Here is a 17894-nt window from a genome sequence, read left to right on the forward strand (position 1 = left end):
GCTGGTCGCTGGCGACGACGCGGGCCGCGATGCCGCACCGCGCCGTGGTGATCGCCCCCGACCGGGCCGGTCTCCTGGACGGCCTGGCGGACCTGGCCGCCGGCCGTCCCGGCATCGTGCGTGGCCTGGCCGGTGACGCCGGGCGGGTCGTGATGGTGTTCCCCGGCCAGGGGTCACAGTGGGCCGGAATGGGCCGTGAGCTGCTCGCCGCGTCGCCGGTGTTCGCGTCCCGTTTGGCGGAGTGCTCGGACGCGCTCGGCTGGTCGGTGGCCGACGTGCTCGATGATGCCGACGCGCTGCGCCGGGTCGAGGTCGTGCAGCCGGTGCTGTGGGCCGTGATGGTGTCGCTCGCCGCGGTCTGGGAGACCGTCGGCGTCCGTCCGGCCGCAGTGGTCGGTCACTCGCAGGGTGAGGTCGCCGCCGCGTGCGTGGCGGGGCTGCTGTCGCTGCGCGACGGGGCCCGGATCGTCTCCGTCCGCGCCGCGCTCGTGGCCGAGCACCTGGCCGGCCGGGGCGCCATGCTGTCGGTGGCGCTGCCGCCGGACGCTGCATTGACCGACATGGGGCTACCGGACGGCGTCTCGGTCGCGGTGGTGAACGGCCCGTCGTCGGTGGTGCTCTCCGGCCACGCCGCGGCGCTGGACGAGCTGGCGGCGGCGTGGAACGCGTCCGGCGTGCGGGCCCGGCGGGTCGAGGTCGACTACGCGTCGCACTCCCCGCAGGTGGACGTGGTGCGCGAGGAGCTGCTGGCCCGGCTGACCGGCCTGACCCCGGCGGAGTCCGCGGTGGGCATGTTCTCGACGGTGGACGGCCGCTGGGTCGAGGCCTCCGAGCTGGACGCCGAGTACTGGTTCCGCAACATGCGTGAGCCGGTCCGCTTCGACGTGGCCGTCCGCGGGCTGCGCGACGACGGATTCGGGACGTTCGTCGAGGTGTCACCGCATCCGGTGCTCGGGATCGGCCTGGCCGACGTGCCGGTGGTCGTGGGGACGTTGCGTCGTGACGACGGCGGCCCGGCCCGCCTGTGGACGTCGTTCGCCGAGGCGTACGTCGCCGGTGTCCACGTCGACTGGACCGCGCTGTTCGACGACCTCGAACCCACCCGCGTCGCCCTGCCCACCTACGCGTTCCAGCGCCGCCGTTACTGGCCGCGACCGGCAGCAGGCAGTGGTGACCCCCATGGCCTCGGGCTCGCACCGGCCGACCACCCGCTGCTCGGCGCGGCGGTCGCCGTGCCCGGCACCGGCGGGGTCGTCTTCACCGGCCGCTGGTCGCTCACCACCCACGCCTGGCTGGCCGAACACCGCGTCGGTGACGCCGTCGTCGTCCCCGGCACCGCTCTGCTCGAGATCGCGGTCCGCGCGGGTGACGCCGTGGGCTGCGGCCTGGTCGAGGAACTGACGCTCGAGGCTCCGGTGCTGCTGCCCGCCGACGACGCCGTCACCGTGCAGGTCTGGGTCGGCGGCGAGCAGGGCGGGCGCCGCACCGTCGAGATCTATACCGGGGGCACCACCTGGACCCGCAACGCCACTGGCGCGCTGTCACCCGGCACCTCGCCGGACACCGCGGCGGACACGTCGGAGTGGCCGCCGCCCGGCGCCGAGCCGATCGCCGTCGACGGCGCCTACCAGCGGTTCGCCGCCGCCGGGCTGCATTACGGCCCCACGTTCCGGGGGCTGCGCGGCCTCTGGCGCGACGCCGAGCACCTCTACGCCGAGGTCGCGCTGCCCGACCGCGCCGAGGCCGCGCCGTTCGGCCTGCACCCCGCGCTGCTCGACGCCGCCCTCCACGCGGCCGGCGTGGTCGCGCCCACCCCCGACCGGCTGCCGTTCAGCTGGCAGGACACCGCGCTGCACGCCGCCGGCGCCGGGGCGCTCCGCGTCACGCTCACTCCGACCGGGCCGGACACCCTGTCGCTGCGTGCCGTCGACAGCGAGGGCGGCCTCGTCGTGTCGATCGGTTCGCTCGCGCTGCGCGAGATCCCGGCCGACGGTCTGCGTCCGGCTGCCGACGGTCTGTGGCGGCTCGGCTGGACCGCGCTGCCCGCCACCGCGGCCGCCCCCCACTCCTGGATTGACCTCGACGGCCTCGACCCCGCCGACCCTCCGGGTGTCGTCGTGCTGCGCGTGCCGGCCGGCGACGGCGTCCACGAGACGACGGCCTGGCTGCTGGACCGGGTGCAGCGCTGGCTGGCCCAGCCGATCGACGTCCCACTGGTGATCCTCACCCGCGGCGCGACCGACGGCCGGGACCTCGCTGCCGCCGCGGTGTGGGGCATGGTCCGGACCGCGCAGACCGAACACCCGGACCGGTTCGTCCTGCTGGACTCCGACGACGATTTCACCGACGCGACCGCCGGTGACGTGCTCGCCGCGGCCGAGCCGCAACTCGTGCTCCGCGACGGGACGCTGCACCGCGCGCGGCTGGTGCCCGTGACGACGGGCGGTACCGCGGAGCCGTGGGACACCGACGGCACCGTGCTCGTCACCGGCGGCACGTCCGGGCTGGGCGCGCTGATCGCGACCCACCTGGCCCACGAGCACGGCGTCCGGCACCTGCTGCTCGCCAGCCGCCGCGGACCGGACGCGCCCGGCGTCGGCCTCGTGGTTGAACGGATCGAGGCGCTCGGCGCCCGGGTCAGCGTTGTCGCCTGTGACACGGCCGACCGCGCCGCCGTGCAGCGTCTGCTGGCCGGGATCGCACCGGAGCACCCGCTGACCGCGGTCGTGCACTCGGCCGCCCACCTCGACGACGGCGCCGTCGAGTCGCTGACGTCGGACCGGCTCGCGAGCGTCCTGCGCGCCAAGTTCGACCCGGCGTGGATCCTGCACGAGCTGACCGCGACCGTGCCGACGCTCACCCGGTTCGTGCTGTTCTCCGCGTTCGCCGGTTTCCTCGGCGGCGCCGGGCAGGCGAACTACGCGGCCGCCAACACCGCGGTCGACGCGCTCGCCGTGCACCGGCGGCGGCTCGGCCTGCCCGCGGTGTCGCTGGCCTGGGGCCCGTGGGCGCGCGGCAGCGGCCTGACGACCGCGATGGCCGACGGCGGCTTCGAGCGGATGGCCGCCGAAGGCTTCCCGGCGCTCTCCGAAGAACAAGGACTGGCCTGGTTCGACGCAGTGTTCGCGCACGACGAACCGGTCGTGGCCGCGCTGCCGATCGACCGGGTGGCGCTGCGGAGCCGTGGCCGGGTGCCGGCTTTCCTGCGTGGGCTCGTCCCGGCACCGGCCCGCCGCACCGCTGTCGACGGCACCGGCGGCGGGGGCCTCGCCGACCGGCTGCGGCGCCTGCCCGAGGCGGACCGGATCACAGCCGTCACCACGCTGGTCGGTGAGCACGTCGCCGCGATCCTCGGCTACGACTCCGCTGCCCAAGTGCACCGCGACCGCGCGTTCAGCGATCTCGGGTTCGACTCGCTCACCGCTGTTGAACTGCGCAACCGCCTGCACGCCGACACCGGGCTGCGGTTACCCGCCACGATGGTGTTCGACCACCCGACGCCAGCCGTCCTCGCCGAGATGCTGGTCGGGCAGGTGCTCGGCACGGACACCGCCGCGGTGACCACCCGTCCGCGCCCGTCCGCGGACGCCACGGACCCGGTGGTCATCGTCGGCATGGCCTGCCGGTACCCCGGCGGCGTCACGAACCCGCAGCAGCTGTGGCAGCTCGTGCTCGACGGTCGCGACGCGATCTCCGAGTTCCCCGACGACCGCGGCTGGGACGCCGGACTGACCGGCGCGTCCGGTGGTTTCGTCTACGACGCCGCCGACTTCGACCACGCGTTCTTCGGCATCTCCCCGCGCGAGGCCGTCGCGATGGATCCCCAGCAGCGACTGCTGCTGGAGACGGCCTGGGAGGCGTTCGAGCAGGCCGGCATCGACCCGACCGGGCTGCGCGGCAGTTCCACCGGCGTATTCGCCGGCCTGATGTACCACGACTACGCCCACGCCGAGGGTGAGTTCCCCGAGGGCGCGGAGGACTTCCTCGGCAACGGCACCACCGGCAGCGTCGCCTCCGGCCGCATCGCGTACACGCTCGGCCTCGAGGGCCCGGCGGTCACCGTCGACACCGCGTGCTCCTCGTCGCTCGTCGCGCTGCACCTCGCCGCCCAGGCCCTCCGGGCCGGGGACTGCACGCTCGCGCTCGCCGGTGGCGTCACGGTCATGACGACGCCGGACGTGTTCACGTCGCTCGACCGGCAGGGCGGATGGGCCGCGGACGGCCGTTCGAAGTCGTTCGCCGACGGCGCCGACGGGGCCGGGTTCGCCGAGGGCGTCGGCCTGCTGGTACTCGAGCGGCTCTCCGACGCGCGTCGCCTCGGGCACGAGGTGTTGGCGGTGGTGCGGGGGTCGGCGGTCAATCAGGACGGTGCGTCGAATGGTTTGACCGCGCCGAACGGTCCGGCGCAGCAGCGGGTGATCCGGCAGGCGCTGGCAGCCGGTGGTCTGGTGCCGTCCGAGGTGGACGTGGTCGAGGCGCACGGTACGGGCACGACGCTCGGTGACCCGATCGAGGCGCAGGCGCTGCTCGCGACGTACGGGCAGGAGCGGTTCGAGGACCGGCCGCTCTACCTGGGCTCGATCAAGTCGAACATCGGGCACGCGCAGGCCGCGGCGGGGGTCGCCGGTGTCATCAAGATGGTGCAGGCGATGCGCCACGGCGTTCTGCCGAGGACGCTGCACGTGGATCGCCCGTCCACGCACGTCGACTGGGCGGCCGGCGCGGTGGAACTGCTCACCGAGCCGACGGAGTGGCCTGTGGTGGACCGCCCGCGTAGGGCCGGGGTGTCGGCGTTCGGGATCAGCGGCACGAACGCCCACGTGATCCTGGAGCAGCCCCCGGCGGCGCCGGACCGTGGCGCGCACGCAGTCCTGGGACAGCCTCCGGCCGCCGCGGATCGTGGCGCGCACGCGATCCTGGAGCAGCCGTCGGCTGGGTCCGCCTTGGCGTCGGCGGGGGCGTCGTTTGACGCGGTGCCGTGGGTGGTGTCCGGGCGGTCGGCGGAGGCTCTTGCCGGTCAGGCGGGTCGGCTGGCGGGGTTCGTCCGCGGGTCGGCGGCGTCGGCCCTCGACGTGGGGTGGTCGCTGGTGTCGTCGCGGGCGCGGCTGGCGCACCGCGCGGTGGTGCTGACCGGTCTGGCCGGTGTGGACGCGCTCGCGGCGGGTGTCGCGGCCCCGGGCGTGGTGACCGGTAGTGTGCTGCCCGACGCCACCCGTCCGGTGTTCGTGTTCGGTGGCCAGGATGCGGCGTGGGCCGGCATGGGCCGGGAGTTGCTGGCTTCCTCGGAGGTGTTCGCGGCCCGGCTGGCGGAGTGTTCAGAGGCCTTGGGTTGGTCGGTGGCGGATGCCTTGGAATCGGGGATGGTGCAGCCGGTTCTGTGGGCGGTGATGGTGTCCATCGCGGCGGTATGGGAGTCGGTCGGTGTTCGCCCGGCGGCGGTGGTCGGTCATTCGCAGGGTGAGGTCGCTGCCGCGTGTGTCGCGGGGATCCTCTCGCTGGCGGACGGGGCCCGGATCGTGTCGGCTCGGGCGGGGCTGATCGCCTCGGAACTGGCCGGCCACGGGGCGATGCTCTCGGTGCTGGAGTCCGCCGAGCGGGTGCGCGAGCTGACCGCCGACCTGGACGTGTCGATTGCGGCGGTCAACGGCCCCCGGTCGGTGACCGTGAGTGGTGCGCCGGAGGCGATAGGCGCGTTGGAGCGGCGTCTGGCGGCCGCGGGTGTGATGCGGTGGGCCCTGCCCGGGGTGGATTTCGCCGCGCATTCAGCGCAGGTGGAGGGGCTGCGCCCCGCGCTGCTGGAGGCCCTCGAAGGCGTGTCACCGGCGGACTCCGACGTAGCCATGTTCTCCACGGTGGAGGGCGCCTGGGTCGAGGGATCGGCGATGGACGCGGAGTACTGGTACCGCAACCTGCGTCAGCCGGTGGAGTTCGAGACCGCCGTACAGGGACTCCTGGCCGATGGCTATCGGGTGTTCGTGGAGGTGTCTCCGCACCCGGTTCTGGGCGTGGGGCTCAACGACATCGCCGGTGATGAACCGGTCGTGGTGGTGGGCTCGTTGCGCCGGGACGACGGTGGGCTGCACAGGCTGTTCACGTCGTTCGGGGAGGCGTTCGTCGCCGGTGTCGACGTCGACTGGCCGTCGCTGTTCGCCCCGGCGAACCCCCGCCGGATCGATCTCCCCACCTACGCCTTCCAACGCCAACGCTTCTGGCTCTCACCGCGAACCGTCCGGCCCGAGACCAACGACGACGACGCCCGCTTCTGGGACGCGGTCGAACGCCGCGACCTCGACGGCATCGGCCTCGGCGCCGACGACGTCGCCGCGCTCCTTCCCGCGCTGCCGGCGCTGACCGGCTGGCGCCGCCGCTTCCACGACCGCGACACCACCACGTCCTGGCACTACCGGGCCGGCTGGAACCGCCTGCCCGAACCCGCCACCGCGTGGCTTCCCGGGCACTGGCTCGTCGTCGTACCGGCCGACGCGCCCGACTGGGTCACGACGCTGATCACCGCGTTGCACTCCCGGGTCGAGGCGATCACCGTCACGTCGACCCCCGAGCCGGGGGAGTACACGGGGGTGCTGTCGCTGCTCGCGGCCGACATCGCGGCACTTGTCCGGGCCGTCGACGCCCCGGTCTGGGCAGTGACCCGCGGCGCGGTGGCCGCCCCGTCCGGCCGGTCCCTCGCCGACCCGCACCAGGCCACGGTCTGGGGCCTCGGCGGCGTCCTCGCCCGCGAGGAAACGGCCCGCTGGGGCGGGCTCGCCGACCTGCCCGAGCACCTCGACCCGTCGGCCGTCGACCGGTTCGTCGGCATGCTCGCGGCCGGGGCCGAGGACCAGTTCGCCGTCCGCGACTCCGGCGTCTACGGACGACGCCTGCACCGCGCACCGCTCTCGCCCGCCGAGACCGGCACCGCCTGGCGGACGTCCGGCACCTGGCTCCTCGCCGGTGGTACCGGCGAGCTGGGGCTGCACCTGACCCGCTGGCTCGTCGGCCGCGGCGCCGAACACCTCGTGCTGGTCGGCCGCACCGGCACCACCGGCCCGGCCGCCACCGACCGGATCGAGGACCTGCGTCGCCTCGGAGCACGGATCGACGTCGTCGCCTGCGACCTCGCCGACCGGGACGCCCTCGCCGCGGTGCTCGACGGGCTCACGCTGCACGGCGTGGTGCACGCCGCCGCCGACGACATCGACCAGGAACCGCCGCTCGAGCAGGTCGACGCCGAGCGTCTCGCCGCCGCGCTGCGCCCCAAGGTTGCGGGGGCCTGGAACCTGCACGAGCTCACCCTGGGCCACCCGCTCGACGCGTTCGTCGTCTGCTCGTCGATCGGCGCCGTGTTCGGCATCCCCGGCCAGGGCCTGCACGCGCCCGGCGACAGTTTCCTCGACGCGCTCGTCCAGCACCGCCGGGACGCCGGGCTCACCGGTGTGTCGGTCAGCTTCGGTCCCTGGGCCGGCGGCGCCGTCGACGTCTCGCCGCGCGGCGAGGTGGCCCGCCGCCACGGGTTCGCGATGATGGACCCACGGCTCGCGACCGAGGCCCTCGCCGCGGTCCTCGGCTCCGGACGCTCCTCGGCGGTCGTCGCCGACATCCGCTGGGACCGGTTCGGCGTCGCCTACACCGCGCTCCGGCCCGCGCCGTTCCTCGCCGCGCTGCCCGAGGCCCGGCCGCACCAGTCGCCGGTCGCCGCGGACGCCGAGCAGTTCGGCGCCCTCGAGCGGCGGCTGGCGTCGATCGACCCGCGGAACCGGCTCCGCACCGTCCTGGAGCTCGTCCGGGAGCACACGGCGGCGGTCCTCGGCTACGCGTCGGGCGCCCAGATCTCTGCCGAGACCCCGTTCCGCGATCTCGGCACCGACTCCGTCACCGCCGTCGACCTGCGCAACCGGCTGATGCACGGCACCGATCTGCGGCTGCCCGCCACGCTCGTCTTCGACCACCCGACCCCGGCCGCGCTCTCCCGTCACCTGCTCGACGAGCTCTACGGCGGCACCCCGGCGGAACGTCTGACCCCGGCTGTGCCCGCCCTCACCGGGCTCGCCGACGACCCGGTTGTCATCGTCGGGACCGCCTGCCGTTTCCCCGGCGACGTGAGCACTCCCGAGGACCTGTGGCGGCTGGTCGACGAGGGCCGCGACGCGATCGCACCGTTCCCCACCGACCGTGGCTGGGACGCCCGCGCGCTCTACGACCCGGACCCCGACCGGCCCGGCCACACGTACACGGTCGAAGGCGGCTTCGTCAGCGACGCCACCGCGTTCGACCCCCAGTTCTTCGGCATCTCGCCCCGCGAAGCGATGGCGATGGACCCGCAGCAGCGGCTCCTGCTGGAGACCACCTGGGAAGCCATCGAGCGCGCGGGCATCGACCCGGCGCGGCTGCGCGGCTCCCGGACCGGCGTGTTCGTCGGCACGAACGGCCAGGACTACGCCACCGTCCTGCAGCGCACCGACGAGGACGTCGAGGGCCACGCCGGGACCGGCATCACGGCGAGCGTCATCTCCGGCCGGCTCGCCTACACGTTCGGCCTGGAAGGGCCGGCGATCACCGTCGACACCGCGTGCTCGTCGGCACTGGTCGCGCTGCACCTGGCCGCGCAGTCGCTGCGGCAGGGTGAGTGCGACGTCGCGCTCGTCGGCGGGGCCACGATCATGTCCACGCCGGACGCGTTCGTCGGCGGCTCCCGGCAGCGCGTCCTGGCCCGCGACGGCCGCTCCAAGGCGTTCTCCGACGACGCCGACGGCATCGGCATGTCCGAGGGCGCCGGCATGATGGTCGTCGAACGGCTCTCCGACGCCCGCCGCCTCGGCCACGAGGTGCTCGCGGTGGTGCGCGGCACGGCCGTCAACCAGGACGGCGCGTCCAACGGGCTCACCGCACCCAGTGGCCCGGCCCAGCAGCGGGTGATCCGGCAGGCGCTCGCCGGCGCCGGTCTGACGTCGTCCGACGTGGACGCCGTCGAGGCGCACGGCACCGGCACCGCGCTCGGTGACCCGATCGAAGCCCACGCGCTGCTCGCCACGTACGGGCAGGACCGCCCCGCCGACCGGCCGCTGCTGCTCGGCTCGATCAAGTCGAACATCGGCCACACCCAGGCCGCCGCCGGGATCGCCGGAATCCTGAAGATGATGCACGCCATCCGGGCCGGCGTGCTGCCGCGCACCCTGCACCTCGGCACGCCGTCGTCGCACGTCGACTGGGACGCCGGTGCGATCCGCCTGCTCACCGAGCCCACCGAGTGGCCCTCGGTGGACCGGCCCCGGCGCGCCGCCGTGTCGGCGTTCGGGATCAGCGGCACCAACGCCCACGTGATCCTCGAGCAGCCCTCGTCTGTTCCGGACTCTCCGGCGGGGACGCCGTTGGACGTCGTGCCGTGGGTGGTGTCCGCTCGGTCGGCGGAGGCTCTCGCTGGTCAGGCCGGTCGGCTGGCGTCGTTCGTGCGCGGATCCGCGGCCTCGGCCAGCGACGTCGGGTGGTCGCTCGTGTCGTCGCGGGCCCGGTTGAGCCACCGCGCGGTCGTGTTCTCCGTCGACGGTCTGGACGCGGTCGCCGCGTCGGCACCGGCTCCCGGCGTCGTCACCGGCGCCGTCACGGTCGAGGACCAGCGCCCGGTGTTCGTGTTCGGTGGCCAGGATGCGGCGTGGGCCGGCATGGGCCGGGAGTTGCTGGCTTCCTCGGAGGTGTTCGCGGCGCGGCTGGCGGAGTGTTCGACGGCGCTGGGTTGGTCGGTGGCGGATGCCTTGGACTCGAACCTGGTGCAGCCGGTTCTGTGGGCGGTGATGGTGTCCACGGCGGCGGTGTGGGAGTCGGTCGGTGTTCGCCCGGCGGCGGTGGTGGGTCATTCGCAGGGTGAGGTCGCTGCCGCGTGTGTGGCAGGGATCCTCTCGCTGGAGGACGGCGCCCGGATCGTGTCGGCTCGGGCGGGTCTGATCGCCTCGGAACTGGCCGGCCACGGGGCGATGCTCTCGGTGCTGGAGTCCGCCGAGCGGGTGCGTGCGCTGATCGCTGACCTGGACGTGTCGATTGCGGCGGTGAACGGCCCCCGGTCGGTCACGGTCAGCGGCTCCCCGGAGGCCATCGGGGCGTTGGAGCGGCGTCTGGCGGCCGCGGGTGTGATGCGATGGGCCCTGCCCGGGGTGGATTTCGCCGCGCATTCAGCGCAGGTGGAGGGGCTGCGCCCGGCGCTGCTGGAAGCCCTCGAAGGCGTGTCACCGGCGGACTCCGGCGTGGCGATGTTCTCCACGGTGGAGGGCGCCTGGGTCGAGGGATCGGCGATGGACGCGGAGTACTGGTACCGCAACCTGCGGCAGCCGGTGGAGTTCGAGACCGCCGTCCGCGGTCTGCTGCAAGAGGGTTACCGGGTGTTCGTCGAGGTCTCGCCGCACCCGGTTCTGGGCGTGGGGCTCAACGACATCGCCGGTGACGAACCCGTCGTCGTGGTCGGTTCGCTACGCCGGGACGACGGTGGGCTGCACAGACTGTTCACGTCGTTCGGCGAGGCGTTCGTCGCCGGCGTCGACGTCGACTGGAGCGCGGTGTTCGCACCCGCCAATGCTCGCCGGATCGACCTGCCCACCTACGCCTTCCAACGCCAGCGCTACTGGCTCCCGACCGGCCAACCCCGCACCGAAACCGACCCCGAGGACGCCCGCTTCTGGGACGCCGTCGAGCGTCACGACCTCCGCGCCATCGCCGCCACGACGGCGGTCGACGCGGATGCCCTCGCCGAAGTGCTGCCCGCCCTGGCCGACTGGCGTCGCCGACGCCGTGACCGCGACGTCACCGACGCCTGGCGCTACCGGGAGGTCTGGCGGCCGTGGACCTCACCGGCACCGGCCACGCTCACCGGAACCTGGCTGCTGATCAGCGTCGACGGGCTCACCGGCACGTCCGAGGCCGACGCGCTGGCCGCCGCCGGAGCGGACGTGCGCCGGATCGTGCTCGACGAGTCGTGCGTCGACCGCGCCGAGCTCGCGGCACGCCTCCAGGGCGTCGAGGACCTCCAGGGCGTCGTCTCGGTCGTTGCGGGCGCCGGGTGGCGCAGTACGCGCCACCCGGAGCTGACGCTCGGCGTCGCCCTGTCGGTAGTGCTCGTCCAGGCGCTCGGCGACGCCGGGATCGAGGCACCGCTCTGGGCGGTGACCCGCGGCGCGGTCAGCGTCGGCACCGGCGACCCGCTGCTCGACCCCACGCTCGCCCAGGCGTGGGGCGTCGGCTGGACCGCCGCGCTGGAGTTCCCCGGCCGCTGGGGCGGCCTCGTCGACCTGCCACCCGGCGACTCCGTCGACGGTCTCGTCCGTGCGCTCGGCGGCGACGAGGATCAGGTCGCCGTCCGCGACACCGGCCTGTGGATCCGCCGGATCGTCCCCGCACCGGCCGTCCGGCGCTCCGACCAGCACTGGGCGCCGCGCGGCACCATCCTGCTCACCGGCGGCACCGGCACGATCGCACCGCACCTCGCCCGCTGGCTCGTCGACGCCGGTGCCGAGCACCTCGTGCTGGTCAGCCGCCGCGGACCGGCCGCACCCGGAGCCGCCGACCTCGTCGCCGAGCTGTCGCCGCGAGCTCGGATCGACGTCGTGTCGTGCGACGTCACCGACCGCGACGCGCTCGGTGAGCTGCTCGCCGGGCTGGCCGCGGCCGGCCACCCGGTGCGGTCGGTGTTCCACACCGCCGCCGTGATCGAGCTGCAGGCCATCAACGAGCTCGACCTGGACTCGTTCTCCCGGGTCGTGCACGCCAAGGTCGCCGGGGCCACGAACCTCGACGAGCTCCTGGCCGACGCGGACCTCGACGCGTTCGTGCTGTACGCGTCCACCGCCGGGATGTGGAGCAGTGGGCGGCACGCCGCTTACGTCGCCGCCAACGCGCACTTCGCCGCGCTCGCCGCGAGCCGCCGGTCGCGCGGTCTGCCCGCGACGTCGGTGCACTGGGGCAAGTGGCCCGACGATGTCACCGACGCCACGTTCGACCCGCTCGACGTCCTGCGCACCGGCCTGAAGTTCATGGACCTCCGGCTGGCCCTCGACGGGCTCCGGCTGGCGATCGACGAGCAGGACGCCGCGGTCGCCGTCGCCGACATCACCTGGGACACCTACTACCCGATCTACACGTCCGGCCGCGCCACCCGACTCTTCGACGACGTACCGGACGTCCGCAGGGCCCTCGACGCGGCGCGGACCGCGGAGCTCGACGCCGACGGCGCGTTCGCCGGCCGGCTCCGCCCGCTGCCGGCCGCCGAACGCCGGCAGGTCGTCCTCGACCTCGTGCGGTCGCAGGCTGCCGCGGTGCTCGGGTACGCCTCCGCCGATCCGATCGCGGAGCGGCACGCGTTCAAGGACAGCGGCTTCGACTCGGTCACCGCCGTCGACCTGCGCAACCGGCTTTCGACGGCCACCGGCCGCACGCTGCCTGCCACGCTCGTGTTCGACTACCCGACGCCGTCGGCGCTGGCCCAGTACCTGCTCGACGAGTTCATCGGCACCGCGTCCGCGCCGGAAACCGAGGCCCCGACGGCGGTGGCGACGACCGACGACCCGATCGTCATCGTCGGCATGGCCTGCCGGTACCCCGGCGGCGTCGAGCGCCCCGAGGACCTGTGGCGGCTCGTGATCGACGAGACCGACGCGATCTCCGACTTCCCCACCGACCGGGGCTGGGACGCCGGGGCGATCTACGACCCCGACCCCGACCGGCCCGGCACCACCTACGTGACGAAGGGCGGCTTCCTGCACGGCGCCGCCCAGTTCGACACCGACTTCTTCGGCATCTCGCCGCGTGAGGCGGCCGCGATGGACCCGCAGCAGCGTCTGCTGCTCGAGACGTCGTGGGAGGCGATCGAGGACGCGGGCATCGACCCGTCGACCCTGCGCGGCAGCCGCACCGGCGCGTTCATCGGCGCCGGGGCCGCGGACTACGCGTCCAGCGTGCAGCGGCCCGTCGAAGGCTCCGAGGGGCACCTGGTGACCGGCACCGCTCCCAGCGTGCTGTCCGGCCGCGTCTCGTACACGTTCGGTTGGGAAGGCCCCGCGGTCACCCTGGACACCGCGTGCTCGTCGTCGCTGGTCGCGCTGCACCTGGCCGTCCAGTCGCTGCGTTCCGGTGAGAGCACGCTCGCGATCGCGGGCGGCGTCATGGTGATGGGGACGCCCGGCGGCTTCACCGGCTTCTCCCGGCAGCGTGCGCTCGCCGCCGACGGCCGGTGCAAGGCATTTGCCGACGCCGCCGACGGCATCGGTCTCGCCGAGGGCATCGGCGTCGTCGTGGTGGAACGGCTGTCCGACGCCAGGCGCAACGGCCACGAGGTGCTCGCGGTGGTGCGGGGCTCGGCGATCAACCAGGACGGTGCGTCGAACGGCCTCACCGCGCCGAACGGTCCGTCGCAGCAGCGGGTGATCCGCGCGGCGCTGGCGTCGGCGGGACTGTCCGCGACCGACGTCGACGTGGTGGAAGCGCACGGCACCGGCACGACGCTCGGCGACCCGATCGAGGCGCAGGCGCTGCTGGCGACCTACGGCCAGGACCGGCCCGCGGATCGCCCGCTGTGGCTGGGCTCGGTGAAGTCCAACCTCGGTCACGCGCAGGCGGCGGCCGGCGTGGCCGGGATCATCAAGATGGTGCTCGCGTTGCGTCACGGCGTGTTGCCGGCGACGTTGCACGTCGATCGCCCGTCGTCGCACGTGGACTGGGCCACTGGTGACGTGCGTCTGCTGACGTCGGCGACCGCGTGGCCGTCGGTGGACCGGCCGTGGCGTGCGGGTGTGTCGGCGTTCGGGATCAGCGGCACGAACGCGCACGTGGTGCTGGAGCAGGCTCCGGCGGCGCCTGCGCTCCCGGGCTCGGCGGCTCCGGTGGTGCCGGAGGGCCCGTCTCCGGTTAGTGGGGCCCTGGTGCCGTGGGTTGTGTCGGCCCGTTCGGCGCCGGCGGTCCGCGATCAGGCGGCTCGGCTGGCGTCCGCGTTCGCCGCGGGGGAGGCCTCCGCGATGGATGTCGGGTGGTCGCTGGCGACGAGCCGGGCTCGGCTGCCGTATCGGGCGGTCGTGTGGGGCGATTCCACGGCTGAACTGACGGCCCGGCTCGCAGGCGTCACCCCGGGTAGCAGCGCAGACGGGGGCGTCGCCCCGGTGTGGGTGTTCCCCGGTCAGGGCGCGCAGTGGTGGGGGATGGGCCGCGAGCTGTGGGCGAACTCGGCGGTGTTCCGGGACACGGTGACGGAGTGTGCCGAGGTTCTCGATCCGATGGTGGGTGCCTCGATCGTGGACGCGGTCGTGGGTGTCGGTGACGACTCCGTGTTCGACCGGGTCGAGGTCGTACAGCCGGTGTTGTTCACGGTGATGGTGGGCCTGGCGTCGGTGTGGGAGTCGTTCGGAGTGACGCCGGGCGCGGTGGTCGGCCACTCGCAGGGTGAGATCGCGGCGGCGTACGTCGCCGGGGCGTTGTCTTTGCGGGATGCCGCGACCGTGGTGGGTCTGCGGAGCCGGGCGTTGGTGGCGTTGCGGGGTACCGGCGGGATGATGTCGGTGGCGCTGCCGGTGGATGAGCTTGGTGAGCTCCCGGCGGGCGTGGCGGTCGCGGCGGAGAACGGGCCGTCGTCGACGGTGATCAGCGGTCCGGACGATCTGCTGGACGAGCTCCACGCGCGGTTCACGTACGAGGGTGTGCGTGCGCGCCGGGTGCAGGTGGACTATCCGTCGCACGGTCCGCAGGTGGATCAGGTCGCGGACGAGGTGCTGCGGGTGCTGGCCGGGATCCGGCCGATGGTGCCGCGGGTGCCGATGTACTCGACGGTGACCGGGGCGAGGATCGACGGCGAAACGCTGGACGCGTCCTACTGGTTGTCGAACCTGCGGCAGACCGTGCGGATGCGTTCGGCGGTGGAGGCCGCGTTCGTGGACGGTCATCGGGTGTTCGTGGAGATGTCCGCGCATCCGCTGTTGGGGCTCGGCATCGAGCAGACGTTCGAAGCCTGGCAGGGCGGCGACGACGCGGTCGCGGTGGTCGAGTCGCTCCGGCGGGACGACGGCGGCCTTGACCGGTTCGGGGCGTCGCTGGGTGCGGCGTTCGTCGCGGGTGTGGACGTGGAGTGGTCGTCGTGGTTCGCGGGGCTGAACCCGCGGCGGGTGGCGTTGCCGACATACGCGTTCGAGCGGCGTCGCTACTGGCTCGAAGGCAGTGGAGGACCGGTGATCGAGTCCGACGGATGGTGGGAGTCGCTCGGTGGAGGTGACGCCGGTGCGCTGGCGGCGCAGCTCGCGGTGGACGAGGAGACCGCGGCGGTGGTCGCGCCCGCGCTGCGTGCGTGGCGGGAGCGTCGGGACACCACGGCGCGGCTCGATTCGTGGCGGTACGCCGTGGGGTGGAGTCCGCTGCCGGTGAGCGCGGGGCGCTTGGCCGGGCGGTGGCTGCTGGTCCTGCCCGAGGCGCCGGACGCGTGGGCGGTGCGGGTAAGTGAGGCTCTGCGCGCCTATGCCGACGACTTGACGGTCGCTGACGACCCCGGGGCCCACGGCGACCTGACGGTCGCCGACGACTTGACGGTCGCTGACGACGGCGGGGCGTACGACGGGGTGATCTGTCTGCCGGGCTCGCCGCTGGATGTGGTTGCGGTGCTGGCGCGGGCGGACGGTCCGGTGTGGTGCGTCACGCGGGCGGCGGTAGTGGTCGACACCGAGGGTGACGTCGACCCGGCGCAGGCCGCGATCTGGGGTCTCGGCCGGGTGGCCGCGCTGGAGCAGCCCGACCGGTGGGGCGGCCTGATCGACCTGCCGGCGACCCTCGACGAGCGGATCATCACCGGGCTCGCCGGAGTGTTGGGCGGCACCGAGGACCAGGTCGCGGTCCGGGCCGGGGGAGTCCACGGGCGCAGGCTGCGCCCCGCCGCTCCCGCCGCGCTGCCGCCGGGGCACTGGCACACCTCCGGCACCTGGCTGGTCACCGGCGGCACCCGCGGCCTCCCCGCCGCCGTCGCCACCTGGCTAGCCCACCAAGGCGCCGAACACCTGGTCCTGACCGGCGACAGCGCCGCCCCCGACGGCGCGCCCGACTACGGGGCGGCCCCAGACGGCGCGGTCTCCGACGACACTCCCGGCATCGTGAAGCGGCTTCGTGCTGACGGCGTGCGCGTGACCGTCGTGCCGAGTCCCGCTGCCCTGGGCGAAGCGACGGTGCTGCGTGGTGTCGTGCACACTGCTGTCGCGATTGACGACGGGGAGTCGCTCGACCGCGTCGACGGGGATCGCCTCGGGGCCTCGCTGCGCGCCGAGATGGACGACGCCTGGCTCCTGCACCACCTCACCGACGGCGTTGACCTCGACGCGTTTGTGCTCCTGACGTCGATCAACGGCGTTCTCGGAGCGGCCGGACAGGCCGGCTACGCCGCCGCGAACGCGTTCCTCGACGCGCTCGCCGAGTACCGGCACCACCGCGGCCTGCCCGCGACCGCCCTCTCCCTCGGCGGAGTCGACGCCGACCTCGACGAGCCGACCGCCGCCGCGCTGCGCCGCCAGGGTGTCGTCGCGATCAGCGCCGAACAGGCCGTCACCGCGCTCGGACACGCGCTGAGTCGCTCCGAAACCACGGCCACCGTCACCGCGATGGACTGGGACCGCTTCGCCCCCACGTTCACCGCCGTCCGCCCGAGCCCGCTGCTCGGCGAGCTGCAGGTCGCCCGCCCCGGCGACGACGAGCCGACCGACCTCGGCGAATACGCCGCGCAGCTGCGCCGGCTGCCCGCCGCGGACGCCCGCCGGCAGCTGCTGTCGATCGTGCGCACCGAAGCCGCCGCCGCGCTCGGCCGCGACTCCACGGACGCCGTGCTCGAACAGCGAGCGTTCCGCGACCTCGGGTTCGACTCGGTGATCGCCGTCGACCTGCGCACCCGCCTCGCCGCCGTCACCGGGCTGCGGCTGCCCGCGACGATGGTGTTCGACTACCCGGATCCGGTCGCGCTCGTCGACTTCCTCTACACGAAGCTGGCCGGCGAAACGGTCGCCGCGCCTGCCCTGACCGTCACTGCCACCGCGTCGGACGACGACACCGTGGTCATCGTCGGCATGGCGTGCCGCTACCCCGGCGGCGCCGACACCCCCGAGGCGCTGTGGCAGCTCGTCGCCGACGGCGTCGACGCGGTCACCGACGCACCGGCCGACCGCGGCTGGGACCTCGCGGCGCTGTTCGACCCCGACCCGGACCGCTCCGGCCGCACCTACACGCTGCAGGGCGGTTTTGTCGGCGACGTCGGCCGCTTCGACCCAGGCTTCTTCGGCATCTCGCCCCGCGAAGCCCTCGCGATGGACCCGCAGCAGCGACTCGTCCTGGAGACCACCTGGGAAGCCCTCGAACGCGCCGGCATCGACCCGTCCACGCTGCGCGGCAGCCTCACCGGAACGTTCATCGGCGCCGGTTACCCCGACTACGCGCTCGCGCTGCCCGAGGCACCGGAAGGCACCGACGTCCATCTCATCACCGGCACCGCGCCGAGCATCCTGTCCGGCCGTGTGGCGTACACGCTCGGGCTGCACGGCCCCGCCGTGACGCTCGACACCGCGTGCTCGTCGTCGCTGGTCGCGCTGCACCTGGCCGCGCAGTCTCTGCGCAGCGGCGACAGCACGCTCGCGCTCGTCGGCGGCGCCACGATCATGTCGACGCCGGCCGCGCTCGTCGGTGGTTCCCGGCAGCGGGTTCTCGCCCCCGATGGCCGGTGCAAGTCGTTCGCCGACGGCGCCGACGGCACCGTGTGGGGCGAGGGCGTCGGCATGCTCGTCCTCGAGCGGCTCTCCGACGCGCGTCGCCTCGGGCACGAGGTGTTGGCGGTGGTGCGGGGGTCGGCGGTCAATCAGGACGGTGCGTCGAACGGGCTCACCGCGCCGAACGGTCCGGCGCAGCAGCGG

Annotated in this window: 1 protein-coding gene (cut by both window edges); it reads left to right on the forward strand. The window is 74.1% G+C overall.

All 17894 nt of this window come from inside a single coding sequence — locus CRYAR_RS50180, type I polyketide synthase (RefSeq protein ID WP_035851737.1), on the forward strand. Of the gene's 43527 coding nucleotides, 13159 precede the window and 12474 follow it; the stretch shown corresponds to coding positions 13160-31053 — codons 4387 (partial) to 10351 (complete); the first complete codon in view begins at position 3. The start codon and the stop codon both lie outside this window.

The organism is Cryptosporangium arvum DSM 44712 (assembly GCF_000585375.1).
Taxonomy (GTDB): Bacteria; Actinomycetota; Actinomycetes; order Mycobacteriales; family Cryptosporangiaceae; genus Cryptosporangium; species Cryptosporangium arvum.